A 15800-nucleotide genomic window follows, 5' to 3' on the forward strand; every position below is an offset into this window, starting at 1 on the left:
CCTAAGCCTTAACTAATATTAAACAATGCAAATATATTGTTAAACAACAAATTAATATATTTATTTACTAAAGAAATTCATTAAGGAAAACCTTATATTCCTTTTCATTACTTGGAACAGTAATCTCTCCATTAATTATTTTATCAGAAACATCATCTAATTCTTTTTCTAATTTAAAAGGAATCATCTTAGGATTTTTAACAAAACCTACAAACCCTTCCTTAAGGCCATAACTTAATATTCTGCCCCCCTCAAAAGCATTTGTCTTTAAATAATTAGAAGTCAAAATGTACACAACTTGTCCAATATCCTTGATTGAAGATGTAATAATATTATCAGGTGCAAGGTATGACTGATCTTGGTCAACTCCAATTACATAATATCCCTCTCCCATTTCTTTTGCCACCTCAATTGCACCTAGTCCACCTAAACCTGCAGCATGATAAATAACATCAATCCCATCACCATACATCTTGCTTGCCATTGATCGTCCAGTCTCTGTATCAGCAAAACTTCCAATATATCCACTGCGAACACTAATATCTCTGTTTGCATACTTAGCACCAGCCTCATATCCAAATCTAAATGAGTCAACTATTGAACCCTCAATTCCACCTAAAAATCCAATCTTTCCTGTCTTCGATGTTTTAGCTGCAATATATCCTACCAAAAAAGCTGCCTCCTCTGTTCTAAAAGTTATGGCTGCTAAATTCTTGGGTACCACTACATTATCCTCATAAACAGGATCAATGATTGCATACCTTACATCTGGATTTTCTAAAGCGACACTAATAGAAACATTGCTAAGCTTATATCCAATTAACCAAATAAAATTTGAACCATTATCCCTTAATGCTTCAATATCAGCTAAATAAGAACTTGAAGTAGATTCTTTAGGTATCACTTCCACACCAAAATCTTCCCCCAACTTCTTAGCACCCATCCAAGCACTCTCATTAAAAGATTTATCATCAAAATGACCATCAATTAACATAGAAATTTTAGAAGCCCCTCCTACATCTTTAGAACCAGAGCATGACAAGCAAAGAGTGAGTAAAATTAAAAATAATCCCCCCATATTATATTCCCCCTAAAATAAAACTAATTAAAAGTTTATAATTTTGATTTAAATAAATCAAATTCATATTTTGTAGCAGGTACAATAAGTTCCTTTTCCATTATATTATTCTGAAGCTTAACTAGTTCATCTACCAACTCATCACCAATTATATCAGGATCTTTAATAATATCTATGACGCCTTCCTTGAGGCCTTGCTCAACAATATGCCCTCCCTCAAATCTTTTATTTTTCATAGCATCTGCTGAAAGATTATATATTGCCTTTCCTACATCCTTAATTACGGAAGTAATAACATTTTGAGTAGCAAGATATGATTGATCTTGATTAATCCCAATGACATAACGTCCAGATCCAAGTTCCTTTGCTGCATCAAAAACGCCAAGAGAAGCAAGCCCCGCTACAGGAAAAATAACATCAACACCATCATTAACATACATATGTTTAGCAACAAACTTACTAGCATTTTTGTCAGAAAGATTGAAAAGCCTCTTTGTAACTACTCGTATCCTAGGATTTGCATAAAAAGCTCCTGCTTGAAATCCAACTAAAAAATTCTCAATATGCTCAACCCTAGGACCACTTAAAAATCCAATTTTATTGCGCCTACTCATCTTAGCAGCAACATAACCAGCTAAAAACGATCCTTCTTGTGCTTTAAACCTAACACCTAAAGAATTTTTAGGGACTCTAATGTCATGTTCATTATAATCAAAAGAATCTATAATCCCATAGCAAATACTAGGATTTTCATAAGAAAATTTTAATGAAAGTTCTGAATAACGAGTCCCAATCAACCAAACAAAATTGGCTCCTTCCTTTTGTAGGTCATACACATCTTCCGTTACTACTTCATCTTCCGTCATAATTTCTTTGCCTTTAATAGGATAAGGTGTTAAAACTTTTGTTATAAGCTTTATTCCAAACTCATCCCTTACTTTCATGGCACCATCAAGAGCACTTTGAAAATATCCTTTATCATTAAAATCCGTCTCAGCCACAATTCCCATAATAACCTTCTCACCAGAAGATAAATAAGAAGATACTTCTGACTTAGCGCAAGATATAAATAAGAAAAACAAAATAACAAAACATAAATTTTTAAACAATCTTGTCCTCTCCTAATAAAACAAATTTAAAACATTTTTAAATTTCAATACAAAAATACCTTAGCAAACCATCAATAAAATAACATTTTAGATATATGAATATTAAAAAGAAAAACTCCTCTCCTTAAATAAAAATTAATGTAATCCAATTCAATAAATTATAAACTATAAATACTTAAAAACTCACTATATTCATCAAAATTACTTGGAATTAAAATAGAACCACTAATTATTTTATTTTCTAAACTTTCAATCTCGACACTAATATCATATTTAATTTTAGAATAATCTTTAACAATACTAATGCCACCTTCTCTAAGACCTACCTCTACTATCTTGCCACCATCAAAATTCTTTGTCTTTAAGTAATTAGCAGTCACGCCATAAAGAGAATCTCCAACATTTTTAACAACTGATGTTAAAATGTTACTAGGTGCAAGGTATGATTGATCCTGATCAACTCCAATTACATAATATCCCTCTCCCATTTCCTTTGCTACCTCAATTGCTCCTAGTCCTGATAGTCCTGCTGCTGCAAATATTATATCAATCCCATCGCTATACATCTTACTTGCCATTGACCGTCCTAATGATAGATCGGTAAATGTCCCTACATATTGTGCATTTACCTTAATATCTTTATTAGCATATCTAGCTCCGGCCTCATATCCATATCTAAATGCATTAATTACTTCCCCCTCAATTCCACCTAAAAATCCTATATTCCCTGTCTTTGTCGTTTTAGCTGCAATATACCCTACCAAAAAGGCTCCCTCCTCCACTTTAAATGTAAGGCCTATTAAATTTCGAGGTATGCCTACACCTGTCGAATAAGCAATGTCAATAATTCCATAATTAACATCTGTATTAACCAAAGCTGCTTGTTTAATAACTTCTTGTAATCTATAACCCACTCCCCAAATCACACTAGAACCTTTATCCTTAAGTCCCTCTAGGTCACTAGAATAATTAGCACTTGTTGAATCTTTGCCAAGAATATCAACCGAAAAATCTTCCCCCAGCTTCTTAGCACCCATCCAAGCACTCTCATTAAAAGATTTATCATCAAACCCTCCATCAACAAGCACACCAACTAAAGGCCTGTCCAAAGGCTTAAAAGTAGATGCTTTTTTACTACATCCCCAAAAAACTAACAAAAATGAAATAAAAAATATGAATTTATTCATGAACCAAAACTTTCATACAACTTAAGATACTATAACCTAAGTTATAGTATCTCTTACGAAATAAATTTTGAAATAAAAGCATTATAAGACGCCTCATTTCTGGGAACCTTAATCTCATTATTAACTATTCTGTTCTTAACTTCTACTAAACTCTCATATCCTTCTTTTAGATCTAAGTTTATCAACTTATTAAAAATTAAATCAAGAGCTCCATCTTTAAGTCCAAACTCTAAACTATTTCCACCATTCCATTCTCCAATATCCAAATAAGATCTTGTCAAATCAAATATTACTACATCAACTCTCTTAACATATGACACAAGTATGTTACTAGGTGCAAGGTATGATTGATCCTGGTCAACTCCAATTACATAATATCCCTCTCCCATTTCCTTTGCTACCTCAATTGCTCCTAGTCCTGATAGTCCTGCTGCTGCAAATATTATATCAATCCCATCGCTATACATCTTACTTGCCATTGACCGTCCTAATGATAGATCGGTAAATGTCCCTACATATTGTGCATTTACCTTAATATCTTTATTAGCATATCTAGCTCCGGCCTCATATCCATATCTAAATGCATTAATTACTTCCCCCTCAATTCCACCTAAAAATCCTATATTCCCTGTCTTTGTCGTTTTAGCTGCAATATACCCTACCAAAAAGGCTCCCTCCTCTGATCTAAAATTCACATTCACCAAATTTTTAGGTAACTCTACATCTGCCGAATAAGACCCCTCAATGATTGCATAATTAACATTAGCATTTTCTCTCGCTTTTTGTAAAAAAACATCCGTAAACTTAAAACCAAGTCCCCATATCAAGCTAGAACCACCATCTTCCAAACCTCCGATATCTCCCAAATAATCAGAAGCCTTAGATTCTTTCTCAATAATATTCACACCAAACTCTTTCTCAAGTTGCTTCATTGCCTTAGAAGAACTCTCATTAAAGCCTTTATCATCAAAAGTACCATCAACTATCACAGAAACAGTACTAGGCAATACAGTTTCATTTTGCGGATTTGAACATCCTAAACACAAAAAAAGCAAAATAACTATTTTTAACATAAATTAACCTCCACCTAATTCAAAATAAATACAAAAAAAAACACCTTGAAAAAGGTGTCTTTTTTACCATCTATAATGTGTAAAAGCTCTATTTGCTTCTGCCATCCTATGAGTATCTTCCTTCTTTTTAAAAGCAACTCCTGTAGAATTGTAAGAATTTACAAGCTCATTAGCTAACTTTTCTTGCATCGACTTCCCACTAGATTTCCTAGCAGCAGAAATTATCCACTTCATTGCCAAAGCTTCACGTCTCTCTTCCCTCACCTCAACAGGTACCTGATAAGTAGCACCACCAACTCTCCTACTTCTAACTTCTACCAAAGGCTTAATATTATCCAAAGCCTTACTAAAAACAGCAACCTTATCATTCTCCTCAAGCTTTTCTGCAAGCATATCAATTGAATTATAAATTATAGCTTCGCTTATTGACTTCTTACCATCGTACATCATTCTATTAACAAATTTAGCAATAACCCTAGAGCTATACTTAGCATCTATGGAAACTTTTTTCTTTATTTTTCGACTCTTTCTTGACATAACCAATACCTCTTAAGCCTTAGGTCTCTTAGTTCCATACTTAGAACGCCCTTTCTTACGATTATTAACACCCAAAGTGTCCTTAGCGCCCCTAATAATATGATACCTAACACCAGGCAAATCCTTAACTCTCCCACCCCTAATAAGCACAACTGAGTGCTCCTGTAAATTATGTCCAATACCCGGAATATAAGCCGTTACCTCAAACCCATTAGAAAGTCTAACACGAGCTACCTTTCTTAAAGCTGAATTAGGTTTCTTAGGCGTAACTGTCATTACACGAGTACAAATCCCTCTTCTCTGTGGACAATTCTGAAGCGCAGGAGATGCTGTCTTTTCTTTCTGACTCTTTCTTGGCTTCCTTATTAGTTGATTAATTGTAGGCATCTACTAATGCTCCCTTTTCTTAATTTTACCAATAAAATATTAACAAATATATGATTTATTGTCAATTTAAACCTCATTGTTTGTATTTTCTCTTATTTTAATTCTCTTGTACAAATTCATACCCGTTCCAGTAGGAATCAAATGACCAATAACAACATTCTCTTTCAAACCCTTAAGATCATCAACTCTACCTGCAATTGAAGCATCTGTTAAAACCTTAGTAGTCTCCTGGAAAGAAGCAGCTGATATGAATGAATCTATATTAAGAGAAGCTTTCGTTATTCCAATAAGAATTGGACTAGCAATGGCAGGTTCACCACCCTGCTCAATCACTCTCTTGTTTTGCTCATAAAAAGTATGTTTATCTACTTTTTGATTATAAACAAAATTGGTATCACCTACAGATATAATCTTAACTTTCTTCATCATTTGTTTAATAATGACCCCAATATGTTTATCATTAATACTTACACCTTGCTTCCGATAAACATCTTGAATCTCTGCTAACAAAAACTCCTGTAAACTAATTCCACCAAGAATTTCAAGAACATCATGAGGATTAATTCTTCCATCGCAAAGCATATCTCCAGCCCTTACAATGTCTCCATCTCTAACCAAAAGATGTTTTCCAGCAGGAATATAATGCTTATGTTCAACCCCATACTCATCCAACACATTAATAAGTCTCTTCCCCTTCTGAATTGCCTTAAACTGAACAACTCCACTTACCTTAGCCATCTCCGTCAAGTTCTTTGGTATTCGTGTCTCAAATAAATCATTAACCCTAGGAAGACCTCCCGTTATATCTTGAGTTTTCTCAGAACCCTTAGAAAGCTTAGCAATAACATCTCCAATATTAATATCTTGTCCATCCTCAACCTGCAGATAAGCATCTCCCGGAAGTACATAAGATGATATTTCAACACCTCTGTCATTAATAATTAAAATTCTAGGATCAAGAGACTCAAAAACTTGATCTGTAATTCTCTTTTCAATATTCCCTGTTTCAAGATTTATTTCCTCTTTAAGAGTTGTGCCTAAAATAATATCCTTAAATTTAATTTTCCCTTTAACTTCAGCAATAATAGGTTCTGCAAATGGATCAAATGTTCCAATAACACTTCCGGCTTCAACATAATCACCAACATTAATTTCAAGTCTTGTACCAGCCTTTAAAGGCACCTCTTGCTCTTCAGAAACAATCATAAATTTATCATCCATAATCTTAATAAAACCAATATAAGATGATAACACTTCCATGCCTTCTTTATTTACAAACAAAGGCATACCCTTAATCACCTTCTGAGAATCTAAGACCTTAATTTCTTCAATAAGCTTAATATCTTCCTCATAAATAACATTAATTACTCTTAAAGTTCCTTTTCTTGTAAAAAGCAACCCACCATCAACCTCAACATTAAAACCTTCTATTCCATTAAGAATGAAAGTGTTTTTAAGTGAAATTTTATCATCCTCACTACCCGCCTGTGCAACTCCCCCAATGTGAAAAGTTCTCATAGTAAGCTGTGTCCCTGGTTGACCTATTGACTGAGCAGCAATTATCCCAACAGCCTCTCCAATATTAACAGGCTTATTCTTTGAAAAATCTCGTCCATAACACTTCTGACAAACTCCATGTTCAGCCTCACAAGTTAAAACAGACCTAATTACAAGCTTATCAATACCAATAGTTTCCAATAATTTTATCCTAGACTCCGTAATCTCTTCATTTACATCTAAAATAATCTCACCCGTAATAGGGTGTTTTATTCTCTCAATTGAATAACTTCCTACAGCTTTTTCTCTTAAAGACTCAACTACCTCTTCTCCATTTTTTAAGGCCTCAACTTTTATACCATTAATAGTTCCACAATCCTCTATTCTAACAACAACATCTTGAGCAATATCTACCAATCTTCTAGTTAAATATCCAGCATCTGCAGTCTTTAAAGCAGTATCCGCAAGTCCCTTTCTTGCACCATTTGTAGATATAAAGAACTCTATTACAGACAATCCTTCCTTAAAATTAGAAATAATTGGAAGCTCAATAATATCACCAGAGGTCTTAGCCATCAAGCCTCTCATTCCTGCAAGTTGTCTTATCTGATTTCTACTTCCACGAGCACCAGAATCAGCCATCATATAAATAACATTAAATCCATTCCTATCACTCTTAAGTATCTCCATCATCTTAGTAGTAAGCTCTTCATTTGTTTTTGACCAAACAGAAATAACATTATTATATCTTTCTTCTCCAGTAATAACACCCTTAGTATAATCATTCTGTATCTTAGCAATTTCTCTATTAGCTTTCTCCACATACACTTTCTTCTCTTTAGGTACAATAATATCGCTCATACTTATTGTACATCCAAATTTAGTAGCATATTTAAACCCAAGTTCTTTAATGATATCTAACATCTCAATTACAATAGAAGAACCATGAACAACATAAACCTCAGAAATTAAAACTTGTAACTCATAATCGCTAAGTGTTTTATTTACAAATCCAACCTTATCTGGCAAAGCTTCATTAAACACAACACGACCCGACGTAGTCTCGATATATTCACCATTAACCTTTACATAAATCTGTGCATTATAATCTAAACTCTTATTATTAACCGCAAGAAGAACTTGACTAAAGTTTAAGAACTTACGCCCCTCTCCAACTACATTCTTTTTCTGCATGGTTAAATAATAAAGACCCAAAACAATATCCTGAGATGGAAATACAATAGGATGCCCATTTGCAGGATTTAACAAATTATTAGTAGATAGCATCAAGGCCCAACTCTCAGATTGTGCCGCAGGAGTCAAAGGAACATGAACAGCCATCTGATCGCCATCAAAATCAGCATTATAAGCATGACAAACAAGAGGATGCAACTTTATTGCCTTCCCTTCAACTAAAACCGGTTCAAAAGCTTGAATTCCTAATCTATGGAGCGTTGGAGCTCTATTCAAAAGCACAGGATGTTCCTTAATAACTTCATCTAAAATCTGCCATACTTCATCCACTTCTTGCTCAATTAAACTTTTTGCCCTCTTTATATTAAATACAGATTCACTCTCAATTAACCTTCTAATTACAAACGGTTTAAAAAGCTCAAGCGCCATCTTTGAAGGAATACCACACTGGTGAAGCTTAAGTTCAGGGCCAACAACAATTACAGAACGACCAGAATAATCAACCCTCTTCCCAAGAAGATTTTGCCTAAACCTACCCTGCTTACCCTTTAATGCATCAGACAAAGACTTAAGCGGTCTATTCGATGAACCTTTAACAACTTTTCTCTTATGAGAATTATCAAAAAGAGAATCAACCGATTCTTGCAGCATTCTTTTTTCATTTCTAACAATAATCTCAGGTGCATTCAAAAGTAAAAGTTTTCTTAAACGATTATTTCTATTTATAACTCTCCTATAAAGATCATTTAAATCAGAAGTAGCAAATCTACCTCCATCAAGCTGAACCATAGGCCTAATTTCCGGCGGAATCACAGGAAGAACATCCATAATCATCCATTCCGGTTTATTTCCAGAAATTTTAAAGTTCTCAATAATTTCAAGTCGTCTTAAAAGCTTTTTATCTGTCTTGTCATCTTTATCAATCATTTGAACCCTAAGCTTAGATGAAAGTTCATCAAGATCAAGATTTTCAAGTAAAGTTTTAATTGCCTCAGCTCCCATTGAAGCATTAAAAGACATCCCATATCTTTCTCTTGCTTCAGAATACTCATCTTCATTTAAAAGCTGCATCTTCTTAAGGTCAGTATCTCCTGGTTCAATTACGATATATTTTTCATAATAAAGAATAGAATTTAAATTAGAAGCCGTAATATCAAGCAAAAGACCAATTCTAGAAGGGATATACTTATAGTACCAAATATGAGCAATAGGAGCCGAAAGTTCAATATGCCCCATTCTTTCACGCCTAACTTTAAAATGCGTTACCTCAACATTACAACGATCACAAATAATGCCCTTATACCTTACTGATTTAAATTTACCACAATAACATTCCCATTCTTTTGTTGTTCCAAAAATCCTCTCACAAAAAAGCCCATCTTTTTCAGGTCTTAAAGTTCTATAGTTAATAGTTTCAGACTTCTTAACTTCACCATAAGACCAATTTCTAATTTGATCAGGAGACGCTATTTTTATTTTTATTTTTTCAAAATCTTTTATCTCTTTCATAGAAACCTCAAAACCTAAGTTTTATTAATCAATTCCTCTTCCTTCTCCGTTAAAGGAACTTGATCTCCTTTATCATCATAAATTGACAAATCAAACCCAAGACCTCTTAACTCCTGCATCAAAACATTAAAAGATTCAGGAATGCCAGATACATTAGTAGGAATACCCTTAACAATATTCTCATAAATCTTAACTCGTCCTGACATGTCATCCGATTTTACTGTCAATAGCTCTTGAAGAGTATGCGCAGCCCCATAAGCTTCAAGCGCCCAAACTTCCATCTCCCCAAGTCTCTGACCACCAAATTGTGCCTTTCCTCCAAGAGGTTGCTGTGATACAAGTGAATAAGGACCTGTAGACCTTGCATGCATCTTATCATCAACAAGGTGGTGAAGTTTAAGCATATATATAACCCCAACCATAACCTCATTTTCAAATTGTTCTCCTGTATACCCATCATATAAAATCTCTTTTGAGGTTTCATTAAACCCAGCTTTCCTTAGATTTTCCTGTATTTGTTCATTTGTAGCAGATTCAAAAACAGGAATATCATAATACTCACCAAGATATTTACCAGCAAGGCCAAGTTGAGATTCCATTAATTGACCAATATTCATACGAGAAGGTACCCCCAAAGGGTTTAAACATATATCAAGAGGTGTTCCATCGGAAAGATATGGCATATCTTCAACAGGAAGAATTTTTGCAACTACTCCCTTATTTCCATGCCTTCCGGCCATTTTATCACCTTCCTTAAGTTTTCTTTTCTTAGCAATATAAACCTTCAATATTTCATCAACACCCGGAGGAAGATTTCCAACATCATCCTTCGTGATTCTTTGCACATCAATTACAGTACCCTCAGTACCATGTGGAACTTTTAGTGAATTATTCTTAACATCTTTTGCTTTCTCTCCAAAAATCGATGTTAAAAGTTTAAATTCAGGAGTAATATCTCCTTCTGACTTTGGCGTAACTTTACCAACCAAAATATCACCCGGTTTTACATAAGTTCCTATTACTATAATTCCATTCTCATCTAATTTACTTAATATCTTTGAGCTTACATTAGGAATATCTGCCGTAACCTTTTCAGGACCAAGTTTAGTTTCTCTTACCTCAATACCAAACTCTTTAATGTGAATTGAAGTATAAAGATCTTCTTTTACAATTCTCTCAGATATTAATATAGCATCCTCATAATTAAATCCATTCCAAGGAATAAAGCCAACCAACAAATTATTTCCAAGAGCAAGTTCACCGTATCTAGTAGCAGGTCCATCTGCAATTATCTCGCCCTCACTAACTTCCTGTCCTTCCTTAACTAAAACTGACTGATTAAAAGAAGTATCCTGATTCGTTCTCTCATATTTAGAAAGATAATATTCATCTAAATCAGAAGAATCACTAGCCTCACTAGGTTTTACAACTATTTTTTTGTTTGTTGACAATATAACTGTACCTGCTCTTTTTGCCTTAATAACAACACCAGAATACTTAGCAACTACCCTCTCCATACCAGTACCAACAATAGGTGGCTGTGGAAACAATAAAGGAACTGCTTGGCGTTGCATATTTGAACCCATAAGAGCACGATTCGCATCATTATGCTCAAGGAAAGGTATTAACGCGGAAGAAACAGAAATCAACTGCCTAGGAGAAACATCCATATAATCTATACTTCTAGGCACCATAGTAGTATAATCGCCAGAAACCCTAACAGAAATTAAATCTTCAATATAATTACCATCAACATCAACATCAGCATTCGCCTGTGCAATACTTTTCTTTTCCTCATCAATTGCAGATAAATACTCTATTTCACGAGTAACCTTACCGTCAACTACTTTTCTATAAGGAGTTTCCAAGAATCCATAATCATTTACTCTGGAATAAGTAGCTAAAGAAACAATAAGGCCAATATTAGGGCCCTCAGGAGTCTCAATAGGACACATCCTACCATAATGGGTATAATGAACATCTCTTACCTCAAATCCTGCACGATCCCTTGAAAGTCCTCCAGGACCCAAAGCATTAAGCCGCCTTTTATGTGTTAATTCAGCCAAAGGATTAACCTGATCCATAAATTGTGAAAGTTGACTAGTTGCAAAAAATTCCTTAACAGCAGAAACAATAGGTTTAACACTTATCAATTCCTGAGGCTTAAGATTAAATACCTCCTTATTAGACATTCTATCCTTTGCAATTTTTTCTACCCTTGCCATCGCTCCCTTATATATATTCGTAAGTAACTCGCCAACAGAACGAACTCTTCTATTCCCAAGATGATCAATATCATCAAGAGTATCATGCCCATCATATATCCTTAAAAGATGAGATATAGTATTTACAATATCTGTCATAGTAAGAACTGAAGTTGTCAAATCATCAAGTCCAAATTTTTTAGAAAGCTTATATCGCCCCACATGTCCAAGATCATACCTCTTCTCTGAGAAAAACACTGTTCGTAAATCATTTTCAGCACTATCAATAGAAATTGGTTCTCCCGGCAAAAGCACATTATAAACAGCAAGCATCACTGATTCTCTTGAAAGCTCCTTAAATCCATCTTTTAAGGAAAAATAAGCATCTTCTTTTTCAAAACAATTTAAAATAATATCAGAACTAATAAAATATTTTCCAGGAACACTATCATAACCATCAAAATCAATAAGCCTTATTTCTTTTATTCCATTTTGTAAAAAATCCTCAATATCCTGTAAAGTTATCTTATCACCCGCACGATAAGTCATATTTTCTTTTATATTAATATTTACGGCTAAATACTGACCTGCAATTTCTCTTTTGGTATCTTCATTTACCTCAATTTTTCTAATGTTATAAAAAGTATCTATTATCTTCTCTCTAGTATCAAGTCCCAATGCTCTTAAGAAAAGAGTAACAAGTATTCTCTTCTTTCTGTCTATCTTAACATAAAGGTAATCTTTTTTTGAGTCAATCTCAAATTCTAACCAAGAACCACGATAAGGTATAATGCGAGCAAAATACAAGTCCTTTTCCTTATAAAAAACAACTCCAGGAGACCTATGAATCTGAGATACAATCACCCTCTCAGCACCATTCACAATAAAAGTTCCCCTATTAGTCATTAAAGGAATAGTACCCATATAGACATCCTTCTGTCTTATTTCCCCTGTTGTTAAAAACTGTAAATTTAACCTTATCTTTAAAATAGCCTCATAACTTTGTCCCTTCCTCTTGCATTCTTTCTCTGTAAAACTAAGAGAATCATCCTCAATGTAGTATTTTTCATACTCAAGAGCAACTTCACCATTGCTACTTTTTATAGGAAAAACATTTCTAAAAACAGATTCAAGTCCCTCATTAAGCAAAGGTTCTTTATTTTTTAATCTCTCAAGCTGCAAAAATTTCTCATAAGAATTCAATTGTATTTCAATTAGGTTAGGTAAGTCTAAAATTTCTTCTGCCTTGCCTTGCCCTAGATGAACCCTTTTTATCATTAAAAGACTCCTTTTTAAGACACGATAAACCACATACTACTCAACCAGCATGTGGAATAATAAATCTGAAACATTTTCAATGTTTTATTTAACTTCAACTTTTGCACCAACTGATTCTAATTTCTTCTTTATCTCCTCAGCATCTGCCTTTGAAACACCTTCCTTAACTGCCTTAGGCGCAGCCTCAACTAAAGCCTTAGCCTCTCCAAGTCCAAGTCCAGTAATAGCTCTTACTTCCTTAATAACATTAATCTTACTATCCCCAAAAGATACAAGCATTACATCAAACTCTGTTTGTTCCTCAGCACCACTACCCGAATTGCCAGGCCCAGCAGCAACAGCAACAGCCGCAGCAGTAACTCCAAATTTTTCCTCAATAGCTGTTATAAGGTCAACAACCTCAGCTGTTTTGGCTCCCTCAAGCCATGCTAAAATATCTTCTTTACTTAGTGACATATTAACTTAACTCCTTTTACATTTATTCTAACCAGTGATAGCATGCACTCAATTAAGACTAACACTGCTTTTCATTAAACTTTAATATCAGACAAAGCCTTTAATGTTCTTGCGAGTTTTGAAATTGGAGCTTTAAGTACACTTGCAAACAAAGAAATAGCCTCTTTCTTAGTAGGAAGCTTCCCATACTCATTAAGCCTAGCCTCATCATAAACTTCACCTAAAACAAAACCTCCCTTAACTTTCAAAGTAGTCTCTTTAACAAATTCATAAAAAATCTTTACAATTATATTAGCCTCATCAACAGCAGTCACAACAGCTGTTGGTCCTAAAAGATAAGAATCAAGACCCTTTATTTCTCTGTCTTTCAAAACTCGCTTCATTATATTATTTTTAACAACCCTTAAAGCACCCTTTTCGCTCTCTACCCTATTCCTAAGCTTAGTAAGTTCTGCTACTGTTAATCCCCTGTAATCTAGGAAAAAAATATTATCCTTACCATCTAGAAAACCCTTAAATAAATTAAACATTTCTACCTTTTTAGGATTTATCTTTGCATTCATAAACCAACTCCTAAACAAAATCAATCTTCATAGAAGGTCCCATAGTAGATGAAATATAAACACTATCCACAAAAGTACCCTTTAAATCACTAGGTCGTTTCTTAAGTAATTCCCTAATAAACTCATCATAATTTTCCCTTACTTTCTTATTATCCATAGAAGATTTACCAATAGAGAAATTTATTACACCATTCTTATTTGCCCTATATTCTGTACGACCTTTCTTAAGACTACTAATAGCACCCCTTACATCATTTGTAACAGTTTGCGTCTTAGGGTTTGGCATCAATCCCCTTTTACCTAAAATAGGACCAAGTTTTCCTACATCCTTCATCATATCAGGTGTTGCCACAACAACATCAAACTCATCAAATCCACCCTTAATCTTATTAATAAAATCGTCATCGCCAACATAAGTAGCACCAGCTTCTCTAGCCTCTTCCGCTCTATCTCCTTTTGCAAATACAAGTATTCTTTTCTCTTTCATAAACTGATTTGGCAAAACGACTGTGTCTCTAACCGTATGACTCTTCTTTAAGTTAAGATTAATAGAAACATCTATAGTTTCATCGAACTTAACAAATTTAATTTCCTTCAACAAAGATATAGCATCATCTATACTGTAAGCTTTAAGCTTATCTACCCTAGACAAAGCTTGTATATATTTTTTTCCAACTTTAGCCATTATTTTTCCACCTCAACACCCATTGAACGAGCACTTCCCGCAATAATTTTAAATGCTGCCAACTCTGTTTTTGCATTTAAATCAGGCATTTTAACTTTTGCAATTTCTGCTACCTTTTCTTTTGATATAGTCCCAACTTTGTCCGTATTAGACTTCTTAGAGCCTGTCTCAATTCCAATAGCCTTCTTAATCAAAACAGAAGCAGGAGGAGTTTTAACAATAAATGAAAAACTCTTATCACTATAAACAGTAATAATAACAGGAACAACAATCCCTGGCTCCATTTTAGCTGTTCTTTCATTAAATTCCTTAACAAACTGAGGACCACTTACCCCATGAGGCCCAAGAGCCTGACCTATTTTAGCTCCCGGAACTGCCTGCGCAGCTGGAACTTGCAATTTAACCCAAGCAATTTCTTTTTTCTTCTTAGACACAAATAACTCCTTATGGTAATAACGCTCTTAAAGCTCCCATTAATAATATTAAATTTTCTCTATGTGTTGAAAATCAACCTCAACAGGGGTTGATCTTCCAAAAATTTGAACTGCCACCTTTAATTTCTTTTTCTCATAATCGATAGACCCAATAGCACCTTCAAAAGAATCAAAAGGTCCTCCCTTAATTCTAACTCTCTCACCCTCTTCAAAATCATAAAGTATAAAAATAGACTTATCTGCCTTAATCTCTCCAGTAAGCATAAATACACTCTTAACTTCCTCATCACTAATAGGAAGAGGTTTCTGTTCCTTACCAGTACCCACAAAACTTACAACACCCGGTATTTTAATAAGATTAGCCACAGTATCTTTCCACCCCACCTCAGGAAGATCTAATTCAACTAAAATATATCCCGGCCAAATCTTTCTCTCTCTTACTCTCTTTTTCCCATTTCTAATTTCCTCTACTCTTTCAATAGGAGCTCTAACATCCAAAACTTCACTACCTAAAACGCCCTCATTTATTAAAAGTTTTATCTCTTGTTCTATCTTTTTCTCATACTGGGAAAAAGTCTGCAATACATACCAAGCCCTAGACATAACTTT

The 15800-nt window shown here is 34.2% G+C and carries 13 protein-coding genes; all 13 read right to left on the bottom strand.

The window, feature by feature from the left end:
* Nucleotides 1–67: 67 nt before the first annotated feature.
* Nucleotides 68–1078, bottom strand: coding sequence for a BMP family ABC transporter substrate-binding protein (locus DB313_RS01940; protein ID WP_120104177.1), 1011 nt, complete (start codon nucleotides 1076–1078; stop codon nucleotides 68–70).
* A 35-nt stretch (nucleotides 1079–1113) separates the two neighbouring features.
* Nucleotides 1114–2187: a BMP family ABC transporter substrate-binding protein gene (locus tag DB313_RS01945; RefSeq protein ID WP_120104178.1), complete on the bottom strand. Its 1074-nt coding sequence runs from the start codon at nucleotides 2185–2187 to the stop codon at nucleotides 1114–1116.
* A 158-nt stretch (nucleotides 2188–2345) separates the two neighbouring features.
* Complete coding sequence (locus DB313_RS01950; RefSeq protein WP_120104179.1) at nucleotides 2346–3374, bottom strand: BMP family ABC transporter substrate-binding protein; 1029 nt, start codon at nucleotides 3372–3374, stop codon at nucleotides 2346–2348.
* A gap of 53 nt (nucleotides 3375–3427) precedes the next feature.
* Nucleotides 3428–4447 carry a BMP family lipoprotein gene (locus DB313_RS01955; protein WP_120104180.1) on the bottom strand — a complete coding sequence of 340 codons (1020 nt, stop codon included), beginning with the start codon at nucleotides 4445–4447 and terminating at the stop codon, nucleotides 3428–3430.
* A gap of 63 nt (nucleotides 4448–4510) precedes the next feature.
* Entirely contained in the window at nucleotides 4511–4984 is a 474-nt protein-coding gene (rpsG, locus tag DB313_RS01960) for a 30S ribosomal protein S7 (RefSeq protein ID WP_120104181.1), read from the bottom strand.
* Between the two features lie 12 nt (nucleotides 4985–4996).
* Nucleotides 4997–5371, bottom strand: a complete 375-nt coding sequence (rpsL, locus tag DB313_RS01965; RefSeq protein ID WP_120104182.1) for a 30S ribosomal protein S12 — start codon at nucleotides 5369–5371, stop codon at nucleotides 4997–4999.
* 66 nt (nucleotides 5372–5437) lie between these two features.
* The gene (rpoC, locus tag DB313_RS01970) at nucleotides 5438–9571 is read right to left on the bottom strand and encodes a DNA-directed RNA polymerase subunit beta' (RefSeq protein WP_120104183.1); all 4134 of its coding nucleotides are present in this window, start codon (nucleotides 9569–9571) and stop codon (nucleotides 5438–5440) included.
* Nucleotides 9572–9585: 14 nt separating this feature from the next.
* A complete protein-coding gene (gene rpoB / locus DB313_RS01975) occupies nucleotides 9586–13053 on the bottom strand; it encodes a DNA-directed RNA polymerase subunit beta (RefSeq protein ID WP_120104184.1) in 3468 nt (1155 codons plus the stop codon).
* 84 nt (nucleotides 13054–13137) lie between these two features.
* A complete protein-coding gene (rplL, locus tag DB313_RS01980) occupies nucleotides 13138–13509 on the bottom strand; it encodes a 50S ribosomal protein L7/L12 (RefSeq protein ID WP_120104185.1) in 372 nt (123 codons plus the stop codon).
* 74 nt (nucleotides 13510–13583) lie between these two features.
* The gene (gene rplJ / locus DB313_RS01985; protein ID WP_120104186.1) at nucleotides 13584–14072 is read right to left on the bottom strand and encodes a 50S ribosomal protein L10; all 489 of its coding nucleotides are present in this window, start codon (nucleotides 14070–14072) and stop codon (nucleotides 13584–13586) included.
* Nucleotides 14073–14082: 10 nt separating this feature from the next.
* On the bottom strand, nucleotides 14083–14757 hold the full coding sequence (rplA, locus tag DB313_RS01990; protein ID WP_120104187.1) for a 50S ribosomal protein L1: 675 nt from the start codon (nucleotides 14755–14757) through the stop codon (nucleotides 14083–14085).
* On the bottom strand, nucleotides 14757–15191 hold the full coding sequence (gene rplK, locus DB313_RS01995) for a 50S ribosomal protein L11 (protein WP_120104188.1): 435 nt from the start codon (nucleotides 15189–15191) through the stop codon (nucleotides 14757–14759). The genes rplA and rplK overlap by 1 nt, the downstream gene beginning before the upstream one ends.
* A 48-nt stretch (nucleotides 15192–15239) precedes the next feature.
* Entirely contained in the window at nucleotides 15240–15794 is a 555-nt protein-coding gene (gene nusG / locus DB313_RS02000) for a transcription termination/antitermination protein NusG (RefSeq protein WP_120104189.1), read from the bottom strand.
* Nucleotides 15795–15800 lie beyond the last annotated feature (6 nt).

Source organism: Borrelia turcica IST7 (assembly GCF_003606285.1).
Taxonomy (GTDB): Bacteria; Spirochaetota; Spirochaetia; order Borreliales; family Borreliaceae; genus Borrelia; species Borrelia turcica.

Coding starts and splice junctions, on each gene's coding strand:
- DB313_RS01940 (WP_120104177.1), bottom strand. CDS start 1,078: ATGGGGGGATTATTTTTAATTTTACTCACTCTTTGCTTGTCATGCTCT.
- DB313_RS01950 (WP_120104179.1), bottom strand. CDS start 3,374: ATGAATAAATTCATATTTTTTATTTCATTTTTGTTAGTTTTTTGGGGA.
- DB313_RS01955 (WP_120104180.1), bottom strand. CDS start 4,447: ATGTTAAAAATAGTTATTTTGCTTTTTTTGTGTTTAGGATGTTCAAAT.
- rpsG (WP_120104181.1), bottom strand. CDS start 4,984: ATGTCAAGAAAGAGTCGAAAAATAAAGAAAAAAGTTTCCATAGATGCT.
- rpsL (WP_120104182.1), bottom strand. CDS start 5,371: ATGCCTACAATTAATCAACTAATAAGGAAGCCAAGAAAGAGTCAGAAA.
- rpoC (WP_120104183.1), bottom strand. CDS start 9,571: ATGAAAGAGATAAAAGATTTTGAAAAAATAAAAATAAAAATAGCGTCT.
- rpoB (WP_120104184.1), bottom strand. CDS start 13,053: ATGATAAAAAGGGTTCATCTAGGGCAAGGCAAGGCAGAAGAAATTTTA.
- rplL (WP_120104185.1), bottom strand. CDS start 13,509: ATGTCACTAAGTAAAGAAGATATTTTAGCATGGCTTGAGGGAGCCAAA.
- rplJ (WP_120104186.1), bottom strand. CDS start 14,072: ATGAATGCAAAGATAAATCCTAAAAAGGTAGAAATGTTTAATTTATTT.
- rplA (WP_120104187.1), bottom strand. CDS start 14,757: ATGGCTAAAGTTGGAAAAAAATATATACAAGCTTTGTCTAGGGTAGAT.
- nusG (WP_120104189.1), bottom strand. CDS start 15,794: ATGTCTAGGGCTTGGTATGTATTGCAGACTTTTTCCCAGTATGAGAAA.